Annotated in this window: 15 protein-coding genes; 11 read left to right on the forward strand and 4 right to left on the reverse strand. The window is 71.5% G+C overall.

Features of this window, described 5'->3' with window-relative positions; all coding sequences use genetic code 11:
- Nucleotides 1-157: 157 nt before the first annotated feature.
- From AB0877_RS10600 to AB0877_RS10615, 4 genes are all read left to right on the forward strand, one after another.
- Nucleotides 158-2,539 (forward strand): polyribonucleotide nucleotidyltransferase, encoded by a 2,382-nt coding sequence (locus AB0877_RS10600; protein ID WP_366608323.1) that lies wholly within the window; start codon nt 158-160, stop codon nt 2,537-2,539.
- Between the two features lie 47 nt (nt 2,540-2,586).
- Nucleotides 2,587-4,011 carry a pitrilysin family protein gene (locus tag AB0877_RS10605; protein WP_366608324.1) on the forward strand — a complete coding sequence of 475 codons (1,425 nt, stop codon included), beginning with the start codon at nt 2,587-2,589 and terminating at the stop codon, nt 4,009-4,011.
- Nucleotides 4,012-4,248: 237 nt separating this feature from the next.
- Nucleotides 4,249-5,016 carry a 4-hydroxy-tetrahydrodipicolinate reductase gene (gene dapB / locus AB0877_RS10610; RefSeq protein WP_366608325.1) on the forward strand — a complete coding sequence of 256 codons (768 nt, stop codon included), beginning with the start codon at nt 4,249-4,251 and terminating at the stop codon, nt 5,014-5,016.
- 114 nt (nt 5,017-5,130) lie between these two features.
- Nucleotides 5,131-5,601 (forward strand): GNAT family N-acetyltransferase, encoded by a 471-nt coding sequence (locus AB0877_RS10615; protein WP_366608326.1) that lies wholly within the window; start codon nt 5,131-5,133, stop codon nt 5,599-5,601.
- A 387-nt stretch (nt 5,602-5,988) separates the two neighbouring features.
- On the opposite strand, the gene AB0877_RS10620 is transcribed toward AB0877_RS10615, so the two are convergent.
- Nucleotides 5,989-8,094, reverse strand: coding sequence for a glycogen debranching N-terminal domain-containing protein (locus AB0877_RS10620; protein ID WP_366608327.1), 2,106 nt, complete (start codon nt 8,092-8,094; stop codon nt 5,989-5,991).
- 145 nt (nt 8,095-8,239) lie between these two features.
- Here AB0877_RS10620 and AB0877_RS10625 point away from each other — a divergent pair, with 145 nt between their 5' ends.
- The 4 genes from AB0877_RS10625 (at nt 8,240) to AB0877_RS10640 (ending at nt 12,590) form a co-directional block, all read left to right on the forward strand.
- Nucleotides 8,240-9,229 carry a LacI family DNA-binding transcriptional regulator gene (locus AB0877_RS10625; RefSeq protein ID WP_366608328.1) on the forward strand — a complete coding sequence of 330 codons (990 nt, stop codon included), beginning with the start codon at nt 8,240-8,242 and terminating at the stop codon, nt 9,227-9,229.
- A 26-nt stretch (nt 9,230-9,255) separates the two neighbouring features.
- Entirely contained in the window at nt 9,256-10,506 is a 1,251-nt protein-coding gene (locus AB0877_RS10630) for an extracellular solute-binding protein (protein ID WP_366608329.1), read from the forward strand.
- A 76-nt stretch (nt 10,507-10,582) separates the two neighbouring features.
- Nucleotides 10,583-11,704, forward strand: a complete 1,122-nt coding sequence (locus AB0877_RS10635; protein ID WP_366608330.1) for a sugar ABC transporter permease — start codon at nt 10,583-10,585, stop codon at nt 11,702-11,704.
- A 1-nt stretch (nt 11,705) separates the two neighbouring features.
- Entirely contained in the window at nt 11,706-12,590 is an 885-nt protein-coding gene (locus AB0877_RS10640) for a carbohydrate ABC transporter permease (RefSeq protein ID WP_366608331.1), read from the forward strand.
- A 10-nt stretch (nt 12,591-12,600) separates the two neighbouring features.
- Here the strand turns inward: AB0877_RS10640 and AB0877_RS10645 are convergent, their stop codons facing one another.
- The gene (locus AB0877_RS10645) at nt 12,601-13,194 is read right to left on the reverse strand and encodes a GNAT family N-acetyltransferase (RefSeq protein ID WP_366608332.1); all 594 of its coding nucleotides are present in this window, start codon (nt 13,192-13,194) and stop codon (nt 12,601-12,603) included.
- Nucleotides 13,195-13,229: 35 nt separating this feature from the next.
- Between AB0877_RS10645 and AB0877_RS10650 the strand changes: the two genes are divergently transcribed.
- Nucleotides 13,230-14,504 carry a glycosyltransferase 87 family protein gene (locus AB0877_RS10650; RefSeq protein WP_366608333.1) on the forward strand — a complete coding sequence of 425 codons (1,275 nt, stop codon included), beginning with the start codon at nt 13,230-13,232 and terminating at the stop codon, nt 14,502-14,504.
- On the opposite strand, the gene AB0877_RS10655 is transcribed toward AB0877_RS10650, so the two are convergent.
- On the reverse strand, nt 14,403-14,954 hold the full coding sequence (locus tag AB0877_RS10655) for a GNAT family N-acetyltransferase (protein WP_366608334.1): 552 nt from the start codon (nt 14,952-14,954) through the stop codon (nt 14,403-14,405). The genes AB0877_RS10650 and AB0877_RS10655 overlap by 102 nt on opposite strands.
- 79 nt (nt 14,955-15,033) lie before the next feature.
- Between AB0877_RS10655 and AB0877_RS10660 the strand changes: the two genes are divergently transcribed.
- Nucleotides 15,034-16,263: a crosslink repair DNA glycosylase YcaQ family protein gene (locus AB0877_RS10660; protein ID WP_366608335.1), complete on the forward strand. Its 1,230-nt coding sequence runs from the start codon at nt 15,034-15,036 to the stop codon at nt 16,261-16,263.
- 112 nt (nt 16,264-16,375) lie between these two features.
- A complete protein-coding gene (locus AB0877_RS10665) occupies nt 16,376-16,966 on the forward strand; it encodes a DUF2752 domain-containing protein (protein WP_366608429.1) in 591 nt (196 codons plus the stop codon).
- 611 nt (nt 16,967-17,577) lie between these two features.
- Here AB0877_RS10665 and AB0877_RS10670 read toward each other — a convergent pair.
- On the reverse strand, nt 17,578-17,857 hold a 280-nt coding region (locus AB0877_RS10670), incomplete at its 5' end, for a hypothetical protein (protein WP_366608336.1).

Raw genomic sequence — 17,857 nt, forward strand, 5'->3', positions numbered from 1 at the left:
GACCACCCGAGAGGGAGCCGGTCAGCGTACCGGTCTCCGGTAGTGGCCCCCGGGAACCCCGGCATCATGCCGGCCCCCGGGCGCTTCGATCGAAGACCGGCCGGCTGAGCAGCTCCCCGATGTCGTGGGCCCACGACGCGAAGGAGCACGACAGCACATGACCGAGACCAAACTCGGCACCGAATCCCGCACCGCCGTGATCGACAACGGGTCCTTCGGCACCCGCGAGATCACCTTCTCCACCGGCCGGCTGGCTCGCCAGGCCGCCGGTTCCGTCATCGCCCAGCTGGGCGAGACGGTCGTTCTCTCCGCCACGACCGCCGGTAAGCACCCGAAGGAGCAGTTCGACTTCTTCCCGCTGACCGTCGACGTCGAGGAGCGGATGTACGCCGCGGGCCGCATCCCCGGCTCGTTCTTCCGCCGCGAGGGTCGGCCCAGCGAGGACGCGATCCTCACCTGCCGGCTGATCGACCGGCCGCTGCGCCCGTCCTTCGTCAAGGGCCTGCGCAACGAGGTCCAGGTCGTCGAGACCATCCTCGCGCTCGACCCGCAGCACCCGTACGACGTCGTGGCGATCAACGCCGCCTCGATGTCGACCAAGCTCTCCGGCCTGCCGTTCTCCGGCCCGATCGGTGCGACCCGGGTCGCCCACATCGACGGCCAGTGGGTCGCCTTCCCGACCCTGGAGGAGCTGGCTCGCGCCACCTTCGACATGGTCGTCGCCGGCCGCACGCTCGAGGACGGCGACGTCGCGATCATGATGGTCGAGGCCGAGGCCACCCCGAACGCCGTCACCCTCATCTCGGCCGGTGCCACCGCCCCGACCGAGGAGGTCGTCGCCAGCGGCCTGGAGGCCGCCAAGCCGGCGATCCGCGAGCTGTGCCGCGCGCAGAGCGAGCTGGCCGAGGTCGCCGCCAAGCCGGTCACCGAGTTCCCGGTCTTCCTGGACTACCAGGACGACGTGTACGACGCCGTCGCCGAGTTCGCTCGCGGTGACGTGGCCGAGGCGATCACCATCGCCGGCAAGGCCGACCGCGAGGAGGCCCTGGACCGGGTCAAGGCCCGGGTCGCCGAGGAGCTGGGCGCTCGGTTCGAGGGTCGGGAGAAGGAGCTCAGCGCTGCCTTCCGGTCGCTGACCAAGTCCGAGGTGCGCAACCGCGTGCTGCGCGAGCAGGTCCGCATGGACGGGCGTGGCCCGCGCGACATCCGGGCGCTGACCGCCGAGGTCGGCGTGCTGCCCCGGGTGCACGGTTCGGCGCTGTTCGAGCGGGGCGAGACCCAGATCCTGGGCGTCACCACGCTGAACATGCTCCGCATGGAGCAGATGGTGGACACGCTGTCCCCCGAGAACCGCAAGCGCTACATGCACAACTACAACTTCCCGCCGTACTCGACCGGTGAGACCGGCCGGGTCGGCTCGCCGAAGCGTCGCGAGATCGGCCACGGCGCGCTCGCCGAGCGCGCGCTGATCCCCGTGCTGCCCTCGCGCGAGGAGTTCCCGTACGCCATCCGGCAGGTGTCGGAGGCGCTCGGCTCCAACGGCTCCACCTCGATGGGTTCGGTCTGCGCGTCGACGCTGGGCCTGCTCTCCGCGGGTGTTCCGCTGAAGGCGCCGGTCGCCGGCATCGCGATGGGCCTCATCTCCGACGAGGTGGACGGCAAGACCCAGTACGTGACGCTGACCGACATCCTCGGTGCCGAGGACGCGTTCGGTGACATGGACTTCAAGGTCGCCGGCACGCCGGAGTTCGTCACCGCGCTCCAGCTCGACACCAAGCTCAACGGCATCCCGTCGGACGTGCTGGCCGCCGCGTTGCAGCAGGCGAACGAGGCCCGGCAAATCATCCTCGGTGTCATGAAGGCGGCGATCGAGGCTCCGGCCGAGATGTCCGACTACGCGCCGCGGGTCACCACCGTCAAGATCCCGGTGGACAAGATCGGCATGGTGATCGGCCCGAAGGGGCAGACCATCAACGCGATCCAGGACGAGACCGGCGCCGAGATCTCCATCGAGGACGACGGCACGATCTACGTCGGCGCCACCAACGGCCCGTCGGCCCAGGCGGCCGTCGACCGGATCAACGGCATCGCCAACCCGACGCTGCCGAAGCAGGGCGAGCGGTTCCTCGGCACGGTGGTCAAGACCGCCGCGTTCGGCGCGTTCATCTCGCTCCTGCCGGGCCGTGACGGCCTGCTGCACATCTCCAAGGTGGGCGACGGCAAGCGGGTCGAGCGCGTCGAGGACTTCCTCAACGTCGGTGACCGGGTCGAGGTCGAGATCGCGGACATCGACGCCCGCGGCAAGATCTACCTCGACAAGGTCCGTCCGGAGGGCACCGAGGCTCCGGCCGCCGGTGAGGCCGCCGCTGGCGACCGGCCGGCTGGTCGGGACCGGGGCGACCGGGCTCCGCGTGACCGCGGCGACCGTGAGCGTGGCGGCGACCGTGGCGGGCGTGGCCCGGAGCGCGGCGGCGAGGGTGGCGGCGGCGAGGGTGGCGAGGGCGGCGAGCGTCCGCGCCGTCGGACCCGGCACAGCTGACCGTCGCACAACGCATCACCCACCCCTCGTCGAACCGGGAGCAAGTCGTGAGTCGGGCCATCAGCGCGCCGTTTCCACCGGATCGACGGGGGGTGGCCCCCGGCTGGCGGGCCAGCCAAGCGAGTCGAGTTCGGGACACCGGGGCGGGCCGCTCCGGCGGCACCGCCCGCGCGGTGACCCGGACGCTCAGCGACGACCCGCTGGGCGGCACGGTACGTCGTACCGTGCTGCCCAGCGGCCTGCGCGTCCTCACCGAGGCGATTCCGGCGATGCGCAGCGTCTCGTTCGGCATCTGGGTTGCGGTCGGCTCGCGTGACGAGACCGGCCCGCAGGCCGGGGCCGCGCACTTCCTCGAGCACCTGCTCTTCAAGGGCACCCACAAGCGCACCGCACTGGAGATCTCCTCGCAGATCGAGGCGGTGGGTGGCGAGACCAACGCCTTCACCACGAAGGAATACACCTGCTACTACGCCCGCGTGCTGGACGAGGACCTGCCGCTGGCGATCGACGTGATGTGCGATCTGGTCGCGGACTCGCTGCTGGAGGCGGCCGACGTCGAGACCGAGCGTGGCGTGATCCTGGAGGAGATCGCCATGCATGACGACGAGCCGGGTGACGAGGTGCACGACCTCTTCGTCCAGGCCGTCTACGGCGATCACCCGCTGGGCCGGCTGATCTCCGGCACCGCGGAGACCGTCACCCCGATGACCCGGCGGCAGATCCAGACCTTCTACCGGGGTCGTTACACCGCGCCGCAGATCGTCATCGCCGCCGCCGGCAACCTCGACCACTCCGCGGTGGTCAAGCTGGTCCGTCAGGCCGTGCGCGGAACCCCGCTGGACAGCGACCCGGCCGGCCCGGCGCCGCACCGCGCGGCGACCCCGGCGGTACGCACCAAGCCGGCGACCACACTGGTGGAGCCGAAGGAGACCGAGCAGGCACACGTCATCCTCGGCTGCCCCGGCATCGACCGGCTCGACGATCGACGGTTCGCCCTCGGGGTGCTCAACAACGTGCTCGGCGGTGGCATGTCCAGCCGGCTGTTCCAGGAGATCCGCGAGCAGCGTGGCCTCGCGTACTCGGTCTACTCCTACGCCAGCCAGTACGCCGACACCGGCCTGTTCGCCGTCTACGCCGGCTGCGCGCCGGGCAAGGTGGACGAGGTGCTGGCCCTGACCCGCGCCGAGCTGGCCCGGGTGGCCGCCGACGGGTTGACCGAGGCGGAGGTGGCCCGGGGCAAGGGGATGAGCAAGGGGTCGTTCGTGCTCGGCCTGGAGGACACCGGTTCCCGGATGAGCCGACTGGCCAAGGGTGAGCTGCTCTACGGCGACCTGATGCCCGTCGACGAGCTGCTCCGCCGGGTCGACGAGGTCACCGTGGAGGACGTGAACGTGCTCGCCGCCGAGCTGCTCAACCGGCCGATGTCGCTGGCCGTCGTGGGTCCCTTCGGCGCGGGCGACTTCGCGGTCTGAGTCCTTCCGCTGTTTGCGCGGTCTGAGCTCTTTCGCTGTTTGCGCGGTCTGAGCTCTTTCGCTGTTTGCGCGGTCTGAGTCCTTTCGCTGTTGGGCGGTCTGAGTCCTCCGTCCCCAGCGCGGCCCGAGTGCTTCCGTTGCAGCGCGGTGCGGCCCTTGTCGGGCGCGCTGTCTCGGCGGGTGGATACCCCGGATCCGGCCAGAAGGGCCCGTCCCGATTGGGATAGGTTGTGCCCCGTGACTGACGAGCAGGAGAAGACCCCCGCCGGGCTGGTGCGGGTCGGCGTGTTCGGTGCCCGTGGCCGGATGGGCGTCGAGGTCTGCAAGGCGGTCGACGCCGCCGACGACCTCACCCTGGTGGCGTCGATCGACCAGGGCGACGACCGTTCCGCCGTGGCCAGTGCCAAGGTGGTCGTCGACTTCACCACGCCGGACGTCGTCATGGACAACCTCCGGTGGTGCATCGAGCAGGGCATCAGCGCGGTGGTCGGCACGACCGGCTTCACCGAGCGACGGCTGGAGCAGGTGCGCGGCTGGCTGACCGACCGGTCCGAGGTGGGCGTGGTCATCGCCCCGAACTTCGGTATCGGCGCGGTGCTGATGATGCAGTTCGCCGCGCGGGCCGCCCGACACTTCGAGTCCGTCGAGATCATCGAGCAGCATCACCCGCGCAAGCTGGACGCCCCGAGTGGCACCGCCACTCATACCGCCCGGCAGATCGCCCAGGCCCGCGCCGAGGCCGGCCTCGGCCCGGCCCCAGACGCGACGAAGGACGAGGTGCCGGGTGCGCGCGGCGCCGAGATCGACGGGGTACGCGTCCACGCGGTGCGCGCCACCGGTCTGGTGGCCCACCAGGAGGTGCTGTTCGGCGGTACCGGCGAGACGCTGACCATCCGGCACGACTCGTACGACCGGGTGTCGTTCATGCCGGGCGTGCTGCTGGCCGTCCGCGCGGTGCGCAACCGCCCCGGCCTCACCGTCGGCCTGGACGCCCTGCTCGACTGAGCTCAGACCTGCCCGCTTCCTCGTTCCGGGCGCAGATCTTGGACAGTTACCGTCACGCGCTGACGGAAACTGTCCAAGATCTCCGCACCCGGACCGACCGGGTAGCATCCGCCGATGATCGATGGTGGACACCTGGACCGGCGCGGGCGGCGAGTGACGCTGCGACCGGTAGACGACGACAACTGGCGTGCGGTGGCCGACGTTGCCCCGCACGACGACCAGCGCCGATTCGTGGCCGCGCTGGGCGCGCGCTATCTGCTGTTGAGCACCCGCTCCGAGGTGTGGAACTCGCTGGCGGTGTACGCCGACGAGACCGTCGTCGGTCACGTCATGTGGGGCGTGGACGACGACGGCTCACACTGGATCGGCGGGATGCTGATCGACGCCGCCGAGCAGGGCCGGGGCGTCGGCAGGGCCACCGTGCAGACGCTGGCTCCCTGGCTGGCGGCCCGGGAGGGCAACCCCCCGGTCCGTCTCTCGTACCACCCCGACAACACCAAGGCTGCCGCCCTCTACGAGTCCCTGGGCTTCCACCCGACGGGCGAGGTCGACGACGAAGAGCTGATCGCCGAACAAACCCCCTGACCCCCGACCCCCTAACCCCCGACCCCGACCCCCGACCCCGACCCCCGCCCTCGGCCCCCGGCCCCCGCGATCTAGCACTTCCTGTCGCGGCATAGAGGACATCCCACCCGTAACGGCAACCGAAACTGCAAGATCGCCGGGGCGTCCGGCCGGGGCCGGCGTCGATCATGGAGTTGTGGTGCCTCACAAAAGGGGCGTACGCGGAGCTGTTGCCCACCACAACTCCATGATCGACGGACGGGGCCGGGGACGGGGACGGAGGCGGGGACGGGACGGGACGGGGCGGGGCGGGGGCGGGGTGTTGGCGGCAGCGGGGACGCAGCGGCGGGCGGGGACGGGGTGCTGGGGAGGGGTGGGTGCTCGCAGCGGGGCGTGGGCAGGGGTGGGTTAGCTGGGGTGGGTTGGGGATTTGGGGCGGCGTTGGGTGGGGAGGGTTGGGGTTAGCGGGGTGGGGAGGCCGGTGACTGTGGCTTCGCCGGCGCGGTCGACAGACACGTGCACCCGGGTGTTCGCCACGCGGAGGCCGTCGACCGCTACCGCACCCAACTCTGCTCCCGCCAGGGGTGCCAGTCGGACCGTGCCGCCCGGCACGTCCGGGTAGAGCCCCGTTGCGGCCTGGAGCAGCAGCACCGCACCCGTCGCGGCCCACGCCTGCGGTCGACACGCGGCCGGGTACGGAACCGGCCGGTTCACCAGTGCGCGGTCGTCGCCGCCGTACAGTTCCGGCATCCGGTAGTCGAACGCCTCGGCCGCGCTGAGCAGCCCCTCGGTCAGGCCGAGCGCGGCCTCCCGGTGCCCGGCACGGGCCAGCCCTCCGAGCACGATCGCCGTGTCGTGGGTCCAGATCGAGCCACAGTGGTACGACAGCGGGCTGAAGCCGGCGTCGTCGCTGGACATGGTCCGCAGCCCGAACCCGGCGGCCATGGTGTCGGTGGTGAGCAGGTGCGCGACCTGGGCTTCCTCGTCCCGGTCGAGCAGGCCGGTGCCGAGCAGGTGGCCGATGTTGCTGGTCAGCGAGTCGACCGGGCGCTTGTCGCGGTCGAGGGCGAGCGCGGGTTGCGGCCCGTGGCGGCCGTCGACCCAGAAGCTCTCGCGGAACCGGCCGACAAGCGCGGCGGCGTGCTCGCGCCACCGGTCGGCGTCCGGTCGGCCGAAGGCGTCCAGCAGGGCCGCGCCGTTCACTGCCGCCTCGTGCGCGTAACCCTGCACCTCGGCCAGCACGATCGGCGCGGTGGCCAGGGTGCCGTCGCGGAATCGGACGGCGTCACCGGAGTCCTTCCAACCCTGGTTGGACAGCCCGTGTCCGGTGGTGTCGACGTACTCGACCAGGCCGTCGCCGTCGGGGTCGGCGTGCTCGCCGAGCCAGCGCAGAGCCGCCTCCAGGTGCGGCAGCAGGGGCTCGACCTGCTCGGCGGGCATGCCCCAGCGCCAGGCGTCGTGCAGCAGGTTGACCCAGAGCATCGTGGCGTCGACGGTGCCGTAGTACGCCGGTGGTAGGCGCAGGCCGTTGCCGGGCACCGTGAACTCGTGTCGGCGCAGCTCGTGGAGGATCTTGCCGGGGGCTTCGCCGGTCGCCGGGTCGAGCCGGGTGCCCTGCCGGCGGGCGAGTACGCGCAGGGTGCCGGCGGCCAGGTCGGTGCCGAGCGGCAGCATCATCCGGGCGGCCCAGAGACTGTCCCGGCCGAACAGGGTGAGGAACCAGGGCACCCCGGCGGCGAGGAACACGTCCCCGGGGGCGCCGGTCTCGGCCAGTCGGAGGCCGCGCAGATCGTCGAGGCTGCGGTCCAGCAGTCGGGCCAGGCGTCGGTCGTCGGCGGTCACCTCGGGTCGGGACCACTCCGGCTCGCCGGCCGGGCCGACGACGACGGCGCGCGGGTCCTCGACGGCCAACTGCCAGCGCAGCACGGTCTCGCCGCCGGGAGGCAGGTGGACCGGCCACGCCAGCCGTGGCGCGGTGGCACGCTCGCCGTCGGCCAGCACGTCCGCGTCGGACGCGGTGACGGCGACGGTGATTCCCGCTCCCGACCAGGTGAGCACGCCCGGCTGGCCGGTCTTGGCCTCCAGTGCGGCGGCGGCGCTACCGGACTTGACGGCCTCGATGGGTGCCAGGTCGCAGCCGAGGTCGACGGTGACGGTGGCGGTTACGTCGACAGTGGCGGTGGAGACGATCCGCAGCTCCTCGGTGAGGCCGTTGCGGGTGGCCCGGCGCAGACGGTCGACGCGGACCGTCGGGTCGGGGGTGGGGTCGCCGAGCCAGCGGGCCAGGCCGACGAAGCGTGCACCGTGCGGGCCGTCGTCGCCGCGGGTCAATCCCTCGAGTTCCCGTTCGTCGACCCGCAGCTCGGCGCGGGAGAGCACCCGGGCGTCGGCGTGGAAGACGCCTTGGACGCCGGTCGGGCGGATCTGCCCGGTCGCGTCCCCCAGCGCGCTGGTGGGGGCGAAGACCACCCCTGCCAACTCGTGCAGGAGGGGTTGCAGCTGGCGTTCGATCACGGTGTGGCTCCAGATCCTCGGGGTGCGGGGCGGCCGTCTTGACAACGCGCCCCTGGCGGTGCAAAGTGCGAAACATTCCAGAAACTTGAACGATCCAATCCTGCCTTATCCAAATTGGATCGTTCAAGATGGCGAGAGGGATTAAGTGGCCGAAAAGGTGACCATCGCGACGGTGGCCCGGCACGCCCGAGTCAGCCGGCAGACCGTGTCCAACGTCCTCAACAGCCCGCACATCGTGCGGCAGGAGACCCGTCAGCGGGTCCAGGACGCGATCAACGCGCTCGGCTACCGGGCCAACCAGGCCGCCCGCCAGATGCGTACGGGCCGGTCCCGCCTCATCGCCGCCCGCATCGACCCGACCCGCGACGGCATCAACGGCTCCGTGCTCGACCGCTTCCTGCACGGCCTCACCGAAACCGCCGACGCCGCCGGCTACCGGGTGCTGCTCTACACCGCCACCGACGACGAACGGGAGATCGCCACCTACGGCGACCTGCTCGGCACCTACGAGTTGGACGCGTTCGTGCTGGTGGGCACCAAGTACGGCGACCCGCGTACCGAATGGCTCGCCGACCGGGACGTACCGTTCGTGACCTTCGGTCGCCCGTGGGACGCGCTCGACGCGCACCCCTGGGTGGACGTGGACGGCGCCGCCGGCACCGCCCAGGCCGCCCGGCACCTGCTCGACGCCGGCCACCGGCGGATCGCCTTCATCGGCTGGCCCGACGGCTCCGGAGTCGGCGACGACCGGCGGGCCGGCTGGCGCGACGCGCTGCGCGAAGCCGGCGTCGACCCGACCGGGCTGCACCGGGAGACCGAGGACGGCATCGCCGAGGGGGAGCGGTTGATGCGAGACCTGCTGGTCGCCGTGGCGCCGAGCGCCGTGGTCTGCGCCAGCGACTCACTCGCCCTCGGTGCCCTCCAGGCGATCCGCGGCGTCGACCCGCAGGTGTCGGTGATCGGCTTCGACGACACGCCGGTGGCCGCCGCGGTCGGGCTGACGAGCGTCAGCCAACCGCTCGGCGACGCCGCCGCCCGCTGCGTGGACCTGCTCACCGGGGTCCTCGACGGCGACCACGAGACCCCTACCCCCGTGCTGCTCCAGCCCTCGCTGGCGCTGCGGCACACCGCGTAGTCCCACACCCCCCACCAGGAGAAACCATGGCACCCCGAACAATCACCCGGGCAGCGGTGGCCGGCCTCGCCGCCGTCGCCCTCCTCGGCTCCGCCGCCTGCGGCAGCGGCTTCGACGACTCGTCCGGCGACACCGCCCAGTCCAGCGGCCCGGCCAGCCTGCAGATCCTGATCGGCTCGTCCGGCGAGGCCGAGACCAAGGCGGTGCAGGACGCCGCCGCGACGTGGGCCGGCAGCTCCGGCAACACCGCCACCGTCACCCCGGCGCAGGACCTCACCCAGCAGCTCGGTCAGGCTCTCGCCGGCGGCACCCCGCCGGACGTCTTCTACGTGGACGCGGCCCAGTTCGCCGACTACGCCAGCGTCGGCGCCCTGGAACCGTACGGCGACAAGATCAGCAACTCCGGCGACTTCTACGAGAGCCTGCGCACCACCTTCACGTACGACGGCAAGCTCTACTGCGCGCCCAAGGACTTCTCCACGCTGGCCCTGCAGATCAACACTGACCTGTGGGCCAAGGCCGGGCTGACCGACGCCGACGTGCCGACGACCTGGGACCAGCTCACCGCGGTCGCCCAGAAGATCAAGGCGAAGGGGCAGGTCCCGCTCGCCATCGGTGACACCCGGGACCGGATCGGCGCCTTCATGGTGCAGAACGGTGGCTGGCTGACCAGCAAGGACGGCAAGCAGCCCACCGCCGACACCCCGGAGAACCTGGCCGCCCTCCAGTACGTCAAGACCATGCTCACCACCGGCCTGGCGAAGTACCCGAAGCAGCTCGACGCCGGCTGGTCCGGTGAGGCGTTCGGCAAGGGCAAGGCAGTGATGACCATCGAGGGCAACTGGATCAAGGGTGCCCTGCAGAACGACTTCCCGAACGTGAAGTACAAGGTGGTGGCGCTGCCGGCCGGTCCCAAGGGGCAGGGCACCCTGTCCTTCACCCAGTGCTGGGGTGTCGCCGCCAAGAGCAAGTACAAGGACCAGGCGATCAAGTTCGTCGAGGCGATGACCAGCGGCGAGCAGCAGATGGCCTTCGCGAAGGCGTTCGGCGTCATGCCGTCCCGGCAGTCCGCGGGCGAGCAGTACACCAGCGCCTTCCCGGCCGACAAGCCGTTCATCGACGGCGCCGCGTACGCCCAGGGCCCGGTGAACGCCCCGAAGATGGACAGCGTCCTCAAGGACCTCGACACCGGTCTGCAGGGGCTGGCCAACGGCGACCCGAAGACCGTCCTGCAGAACTTCGACAAGAACGCCAAGGCGGCGCTCGGCGGCAGCTGAGGTGACGGCGGGGGCCCAGGTGTTCACCTGGGCCCCCGCCGCACGTCGGCCGGAGAGAGGAAGGGAGGGAGGGAAGATGGCAACCGAGACACTGACCGCCGCGGCGACCGCGCCCGGGTCGGATCCTCGCCGACGCAGGGGCGGCATCCGCAGCAACGAGAACCTCGCCGGCTGGCTCTTCGTCGCGCCGGTGATCGTCATTCTGGGGCTGTTCCTGCTGCTGCCGATCCTGATGGCGCTCTGGGTCAGCCTCACCGACTGGAACGGCCAGGGCAGCCCGTTCACCGGCGACGTCCCGTTCGTCGGCGGCCACAACTACACCCAGTTGTTCACCGAGGACGGGCTGGCCCGTCGCGACTTCATGACCAGCATCCGCAACAACATCTACTACGTGGCGATCGTGGTGCCGGCGCAGACGGTGCTGGCGCTCGGACTGGCGTTGGTCGTCAACAACCGGATGCTCAAGGGCAAGAGCTTCTTCCGCAGCGCCTTCTATTTCCCCTCGGTCACCAGCTCGGTCGCGATCAGCGTGGTGTTCCTGTTCCTCTTCGCCAACTCCGGCGCGGTGAACGCGCTGCTCGGCTTCTTCGGCATCGACGGCCCGGAGTGGTTCGCCGACTCCCGGGGCGTGCTGCACCTGCTGTTCGGCGCGGTCGGCGTGGACTCGCCACCGGCGGCACTGACCGACGGCGGGCCGTTCGGGTTGAGCTGGTGGGACTGGTTGGCCGGCCCGAGCGTGGCGATGATGTCGATCATCACGTTGGTCGTCTGGACCACCTCCGGCACCTTCATGCTGATGTTCCTCGCCGGGCTGCAGAACGTGCCGGTCACGCTCGACGAGGCCAGCACCCTCGACGGCGCGTCCCGGTGGCAGCGCTTTCGGCACGTCACCCTGCCGATGATCAGACCCACCACCTTCCTGGTGCTCACCCTCGGCATGATCGGCTCCTGGCAGGTCTTCGACCAGGTGTACGTGATGAGCCAGGGCGACCCGGCCAAGACCACGCTCACCCCGGCGTACCTGTCGTACCGGACCGCCTTCCGGGACTTCGACTACGGCTCTGGCGCGGCGATCTCGTTCGTCCTGTTCCTGATCATCATCGTGCTCACGCTGATCCAGCGCCGGGCGCTGGCCGAGCGGGACACCGACCGGCCGCGACGCGGCTGGCGGCGTCGACGCGTACCGGAGAGGTCCTGAGATGGCAGTGCTCACCGACCGCCCGGCGGCGCCCGCGCGGCGTCAGCAGCGCGCGGCCCGCACCCTCACCAGCCGATTTCTGGGGTACGCCACACTCGTCTTCTTCGCGCTGGTGTTCCTCTACCCGTTCGTCATCCAGATCGGCAACTCGCTCAAGACCGAGCCCGACGCGGCGGCGAACCCGCTGTCACCGTTCCCCGACCCGCTCACCCTGGCCGGCTTCGAACGGATCTTCGCCGGCACCAACTTTCCGCTATGGCTGGGCAACTCGCTGCTGGTGACGGTGCTGGTCACCCTCGGCCGGGTGTTCTTCGACTCGCTCGCCGGGTACGCGCTGGCCCGGCTGCGGTTCGCCGGTCGCGGCGGGCTGTTCGCGGCGGTCATCGCGGTGATGGCGGTGCCCGGGGTGGTGCTGCTCATCCCGAAGTTCCTGGTGCTCAACCAGCTCGGCCTCTACAACAGCTACGCCGGTCTGGTGGTGCCGCTGCTGGCCGACGCGGCGGGCGTGTTCATCATGAAACAGTTCTTCGAGTCGATCCCGGTCAGTGTCGAGGAGGCCGCCCGGATCGACGGGGCGAGCATCTTCCGTACCTTCTGGTCGGTGGTGCTGCCGATGGCGAAACCGGCGCTGATCACCCTGACCATCCTGTCGTTCCAGGGCTCCTGGAACGAGTTCCCACACAGCCTGGTGTCGGTGCAGGACCCGGACCTGTTCACCCTGCCGCGCGGACTGGCCGACCTGGTCAGCGGCTCGCTCGGCAAGGGCACCCAGTACCCGCTCAAGCTCGGTGCCGCGCTACTGGCCACCATCCCGGTAGCGATCATCTTCGTGGTCTTCCAGCGGTACTTCGTCCGCGACGCCAACGACGGCTCCGACAAGGGCTGACCCGGCCGGGTCACTCGCCGGGGCGGTCCTCGGCGAGTGGCTCGGTCGGCACCGCCACATGCAGGCGCACCTGAGGCACCAGCATGTCGTCGACGTCGAGCGCCCGGGCCGCGCCGTCGAGCTCCCAGCCGGTGCTGGTGAGGAACGTGCGGGTCGCCTCGTCACCGTCGAACGCCCAGGCCACCGCCCGACTCATGCCGTCCTCCCGCCACAGGTCGACGGCGGCGGCGAGCAGCCGACTGCCGTGCCCGCGCCGACCCCAGCGTGGCTCCACCAGCAGGTCGGTCACCGCCGCCACGTCCGGGCCGAGCGCGTCGGCCGGCTCACCCGGGGCCAGGGCCTCGCCGTCGGCCGGGCCGGAGGCGGCGAACCCCACCAGATACGATTGCTCGGCCTGTTCGACGGCGACCAGCACCCGGTGCGCGCCCGAGGGCGGCTCCAGCACCGCGGCGCTCCACCGCCGGGCGAGGAACGCCTCGTCCAGGTTGTCGAGCACATGCCGAGGCAGGATCCGGCGGTACGCGACCCGCCAGGTCGCGAGCTGGATGCGTGCGATCTCGCCGGCGTCCTCGGGACGCGCCGGGCGGACGTACCCGAGAGCCATGGGACGGAAGCCTACGCAGGGCGGGGGAGACGACGGTGGCGCAGGGTGCCAACAGGACGACCGCGCAGGTCGTCGGGGTGGTGGTGCTCGCCGCGGCGGTCACCGGGTTCCTCGCCGTCGCTGCCGTGCGGCACGGCTTCTTCGACCTGAAGGTCTACTACGGCGCGTTGACGTGGTGGGTGCACGACGGCGGGGAGATCTACGACTACCTCAAGCCGAACACCCAGTACGGCTTCACCTACCCGCCGTTCGCCGCCCTGGTCATGCTGCCGATGGCGTACCTGCCATGGACGGCCGCGATCGTGGTGAGCGTCCTCGCCAGCGTGGCCACCACCACGGTGCTGATCTGGTGGCTCGTCGACCCGATCGCCCGCCGCGCCGGCTGGACCCGGTGGTTCGCCCTCGCCGTGGCGCTCTGCCTGGCCGCCGCGTTCGAGCCGATGCGGGAGACCGTCAACTTCGGCCAGGTCAACACGCTGCTGCTCTTCCTGGTGGCGGTGGACCTGTTGCGCCTGCTGCGGGCCGGCAACCGATGGGCCGGGGTGGGCATCGGCCTCGCCACGGCGATCAAACTGACCCCCGGCGTCTTCATCGTCTACCTGCTGGTGACCGGACGCTGGCGGGCGGCGTTGACCGCCAGCGGCACCGCCGCCGGGGTGTCGTTGCTGGCCGCCGCGCTCTTCCCGGACGCGTCCCGGGAGTTCTGGACCGAGGCCCTGTGGAACACCGGGCGGGTGGGCGAGCTGGCCTTCGTCTCCAACCAGTCGTTGCGCGGGGTGGTCGCCCGGCTCGACCCGGAGCACCCGAGCACCCTGCTGTGGCTGCTGCTGGTGCTCGGCACCCTGGCCCTCTGGGCCTGGCGGTCCCGGGCCGCTGTCGCGGCCGGCGACGAGGCGACCGGCCTGGCACTGACCGGCGCGGTGATGTGCCTGGTCAGCCCGGTCACCTGGGTGCATCACCTGGTCTGGCTCCTGCCCGCGTTGATCCTGCTGGTCGAGAACGCGATGGCCGCGCCGGCCGGCCGGCGACGGTGGGTCCTGCTGGTCGCCGCGACCATCGGGTACGTGCTGCTGATCAGCCGGACCGTCTGGTTCTGGGAGAAGGACTTCACCGGCGTCGACGGCTTCCTGGGCAGCAACGCCTACGTGTGGGTCAGTCTGGCGCTGCTGGCCTTCCTGCCGATCCGCCGGTGGCTGACCGCCAACGGGTCAGCTGTCGAGGCGTCCGGCGTACCGCAGCTCGACCAGCCCGACCGGCGGACCCCCACCGGCCAGCGGCACCTGGTAGGTCGACCGCTCACCGTCCGGTGACAGGCCGGCGCGTTCGCAGAACCGCCGGGCCCGCCGGTTGTCCGCCAGCACCCACGCCCGGTAGTCGGCCCAACCCCGCTCGGTGAGCCCGCTCCGGGCGGCGTCCAGCAACGCCGCCGCGGTCCCGTCACCCCAGTGGGCCGGCTCCACGTAGAGCGCCACCACCTCACCGACCGTCGGGTCCAGGTCGTCCCGGTCCTGGTTGCGGCGGTACGGCCCGAAGGTGGTGAAGCCCACCACCGACCCGTCCACCTCGCCGAGCAGCGTGATGAACGGGTGCTCCGGATCGGCGGTGCCGACGTCGCGACGACGCTGCGCCCAGGCCACCACGTTGAGCCGCCCGAGCACCTCGTCCGGCATGAAGCCGGCGTAGCCCGCCTGCCAGCCGTGCACGTGTACCCGGGCGACCGCCTCGGCGTCGTCCGGCTCCTCCCGACGGATGGTCAGCATTGCACCGTTCTATGCCCCGTTGGTCGTCACGTCCAGCTTCCCGCACCGGCGTCGTACCGATGAATTAAGGTCGCCGACGATGACCGCGCCCGAATCACTCTCGCTCGCCCAGGCCCGCCGCGTGGCGCTGGCCGCCCAGGGCTTCGCCGACCCGACGCCGACGGGCGTGCCCACCCGCCGGCACCTGCGTCGCGTGCTGGGCCGGGTCGGGCTGATCCAGATGGACTCGGTCAACGTGCTGCAACGGGCGCACTACCTGCCGCTCTACAGCCGGCTCGGGCCCTATCCGACCACGTTGCTCGACCAGGCCGCCTACCGACGCCCGCGTGACCTGTTCGAATACTGGGGCCACGAGGCGTCGCTGGTCCCGGTGGAGCTGCACCCGATGCTGCGCTGGCGAATGGCCCGGGCACACAGCGAATCCTGGGGCGGCATGCGGCGGATCGCCCAGGAGCAGCCGGAGCTGGTCGCCTGGGTCCGCGACGAGGTGGCCGCCCGGGGGCCGCTGACCGCCGCGGAGATCGAGCACGACGCCCCCCGCGAGACCGGCAACTGGGGGTGGAACTGGTCGGCGGTGAAGCGCGCGTTGGAGTTCCTGTTCTGGGCCGGCGAGGTGACCGCCGCCGAGCGCAGCACCTCCTTCGCCCGCCGCTACGACCTGCCCGAGCGGGTGCTGCCAGCGGCGGTGCTGGCCGCGCCCACCCCGACCGACGCCGAGGCGTACCGGACGCTGGTTTCGCTCGCCGCGCGGTCCCTCGGGGTCGCCGCCGAGCCGGAGCTGCGCGACTACTTCCGGTTGCCGCTGGCCGGCGCCCGGCAGGCCGTCGCCGACCTGGCCGAGGCCGGTGAGCTGGTGCCGGTCACCGTGGCGGGCTGGCGACAGCCGGCGTGGCTGCACGCGTCCGCCCGGTTGCCCCGCTGGGTGCGGGGCAACACGCTGGTCAGCCCGTTCGATCCGCTGATCTGGGAACGAGCCCGCACCGAGCGGCTGTTCGACTTCACCTACCGGATCGAGATCTACGTGCCGGCGCCACAGCGGGTCTACGGCTACTACGTGTTGCCGTTCCTGCAGGGCGACCGGTTCACCGCCCGGGTCGACCTGAAGGCCGATCGGAAGGCCGGGGTGCTGCTCGTGCCGGCCGCCTGGCTCGAACCCGGCGCCGACCCGGGGGAGACCGCCGTCGCGCTCGCCGCCGAGCTGTACCGCCTGGCTGGCTGGCTGGGCCTGGATGCGGTGGCCCCGCCAGCGGCCGGCGATCTGGCTGGTCCGCTCACCGCCGCGTTGGCCGGCGTGTCCGGTGTACCGTGAGCGCGTGACGAGCGCTCCCGGACCGGTCGACCAGCCGCATCCAGCCCCCGGCGCGGTCCACACGGCACCGGCCGACGGTGGGACCGCTTTCGGCGGCTTCGATCCCGCCGGCGTGGGTTCCGCTGGCTCGGCTCCCGGCGGCTTCGGTCCCGGCGGCTCGTCTCCCGGCGGCTTCGGTCCCGGTGGCGTTGGTCCCGGCGGCTCGGGCCCGGAGGGTTGGCCGACCACCCCGCCGGGTGGCTACCCGGCGCCTGAGCCGGACCGGATCACCCGATTCGTGTTGCGGCTCTACGAGCGTTCCCCGCGCTGGGCAGTGCCGCTGGCCGCGGTCGGCTGCGTCGCGATCGGCATGAGTTACGCGCTGCTCAGCAACCCGACCTACGCCGACCCGGACGCCGCGCCCACCTGCCTGCTCAAGTTGACCACCGGGTTGGACTGCCCGGGCTGTGGTGGCACCCGCGCGCTCTGGTACGTGCTGCACGGCGACCTGCCGGCCGCCGCCCGGCACCACTTCCTGTTCGTCTTCGCGCTGCCGTTCCTCGCGTACCTCTTCGTGGCCTGGGCGGGAAACCAGGCGTTCGGTTGGCGCCTACCCGAGCTGCGGATCAGCTCGAAGGTCATCGGCGGTTTCCTGGCCGCGTGGCTGGCCTTCTCGGTGCTACGCAACCTGCCCTGGGCACCGTTCACCTCGCTCTACGTCTGACCGGGCTGCTCCCGGCTGGGCTGCTCCCGGCTGGGCTGCTCCCGACCGCGTCGATGCCCGTTGGGCCGTTTTCGGCCGGGCCGCCCGCCCGCGCCCGCTGCCGGCCGCGTCGTTGCCCGTTGGGCTGCTTTCGGCTGGGCTGGGTCGCCCGCGCGCGCTGTCGGCCGGGCCGTTGCCCGTTGGGCTGCTTTCGGCTGGGCTGGGTCGCCCGCGCGCGCTGTCGGCCGGGCCGCTGTCCGTTGGGCTGCTTTCGGCCGGGCTGCGCCGCCCGCGTTGCTGCCGGCCGGGCCGCTACCCGCTGGACTGCCGTCTGACGGGCTGCCGTCTGACGCGTCAGTGCCCGACCTGCCGCCGTCCGACGGGCCGGTGCCCGGATGCAGCCGGCGGGCGGGAGCGGGCTCGGCCGCCATGCGTTGTCCGGGCGTCCTTTGGAGCTGAATCGTTTACGACATCACGGCTCTCCTCCCGCGCCGACCACCCACGACCGACTCGCCATGCAGGAAACCGGGCCGTCCACCTGATCCGGATACCCCGACTTCCAGAAACCCGAGTCGATCAGCCCCAGTGGGCGCCCGCATACCGCGTCCGCGGCGAATGGCAGCCGGTGCACCTCACACCTCGGTCCAAGATCGCGCTCGACCCTGGATGTAGTGGGGTCGGGCATCACGGATGCCACTACATCCTTGATATTGCGCGATCTTCTGCGAGCGGAAGCCGCTGTCGAACCGCTCAACGTTTCGGGTCGCTTGGGCGCCCACTGGCGCCGGGTCTCGGTCGTCGGCATGGCGGCCATCCGTTCGCCAGGGCTGATGTCGCCAACGATTCAGCTCCAAAGGACGCCGACCGAACTGTCCGCCCGTCTCGGCTTCGGCCCCGGCCCTGGCCTTGGCC

It is taken from the genome of Micromonospora sp. NPDC047644 (assembly GCF_040704315.1).
Taxonomy (GTDB): domain Bacteria; phylum Actinomycetota; class Actinomycetes; order Mycobacteriales; family Micromonosporaceae; genus Micromonospora.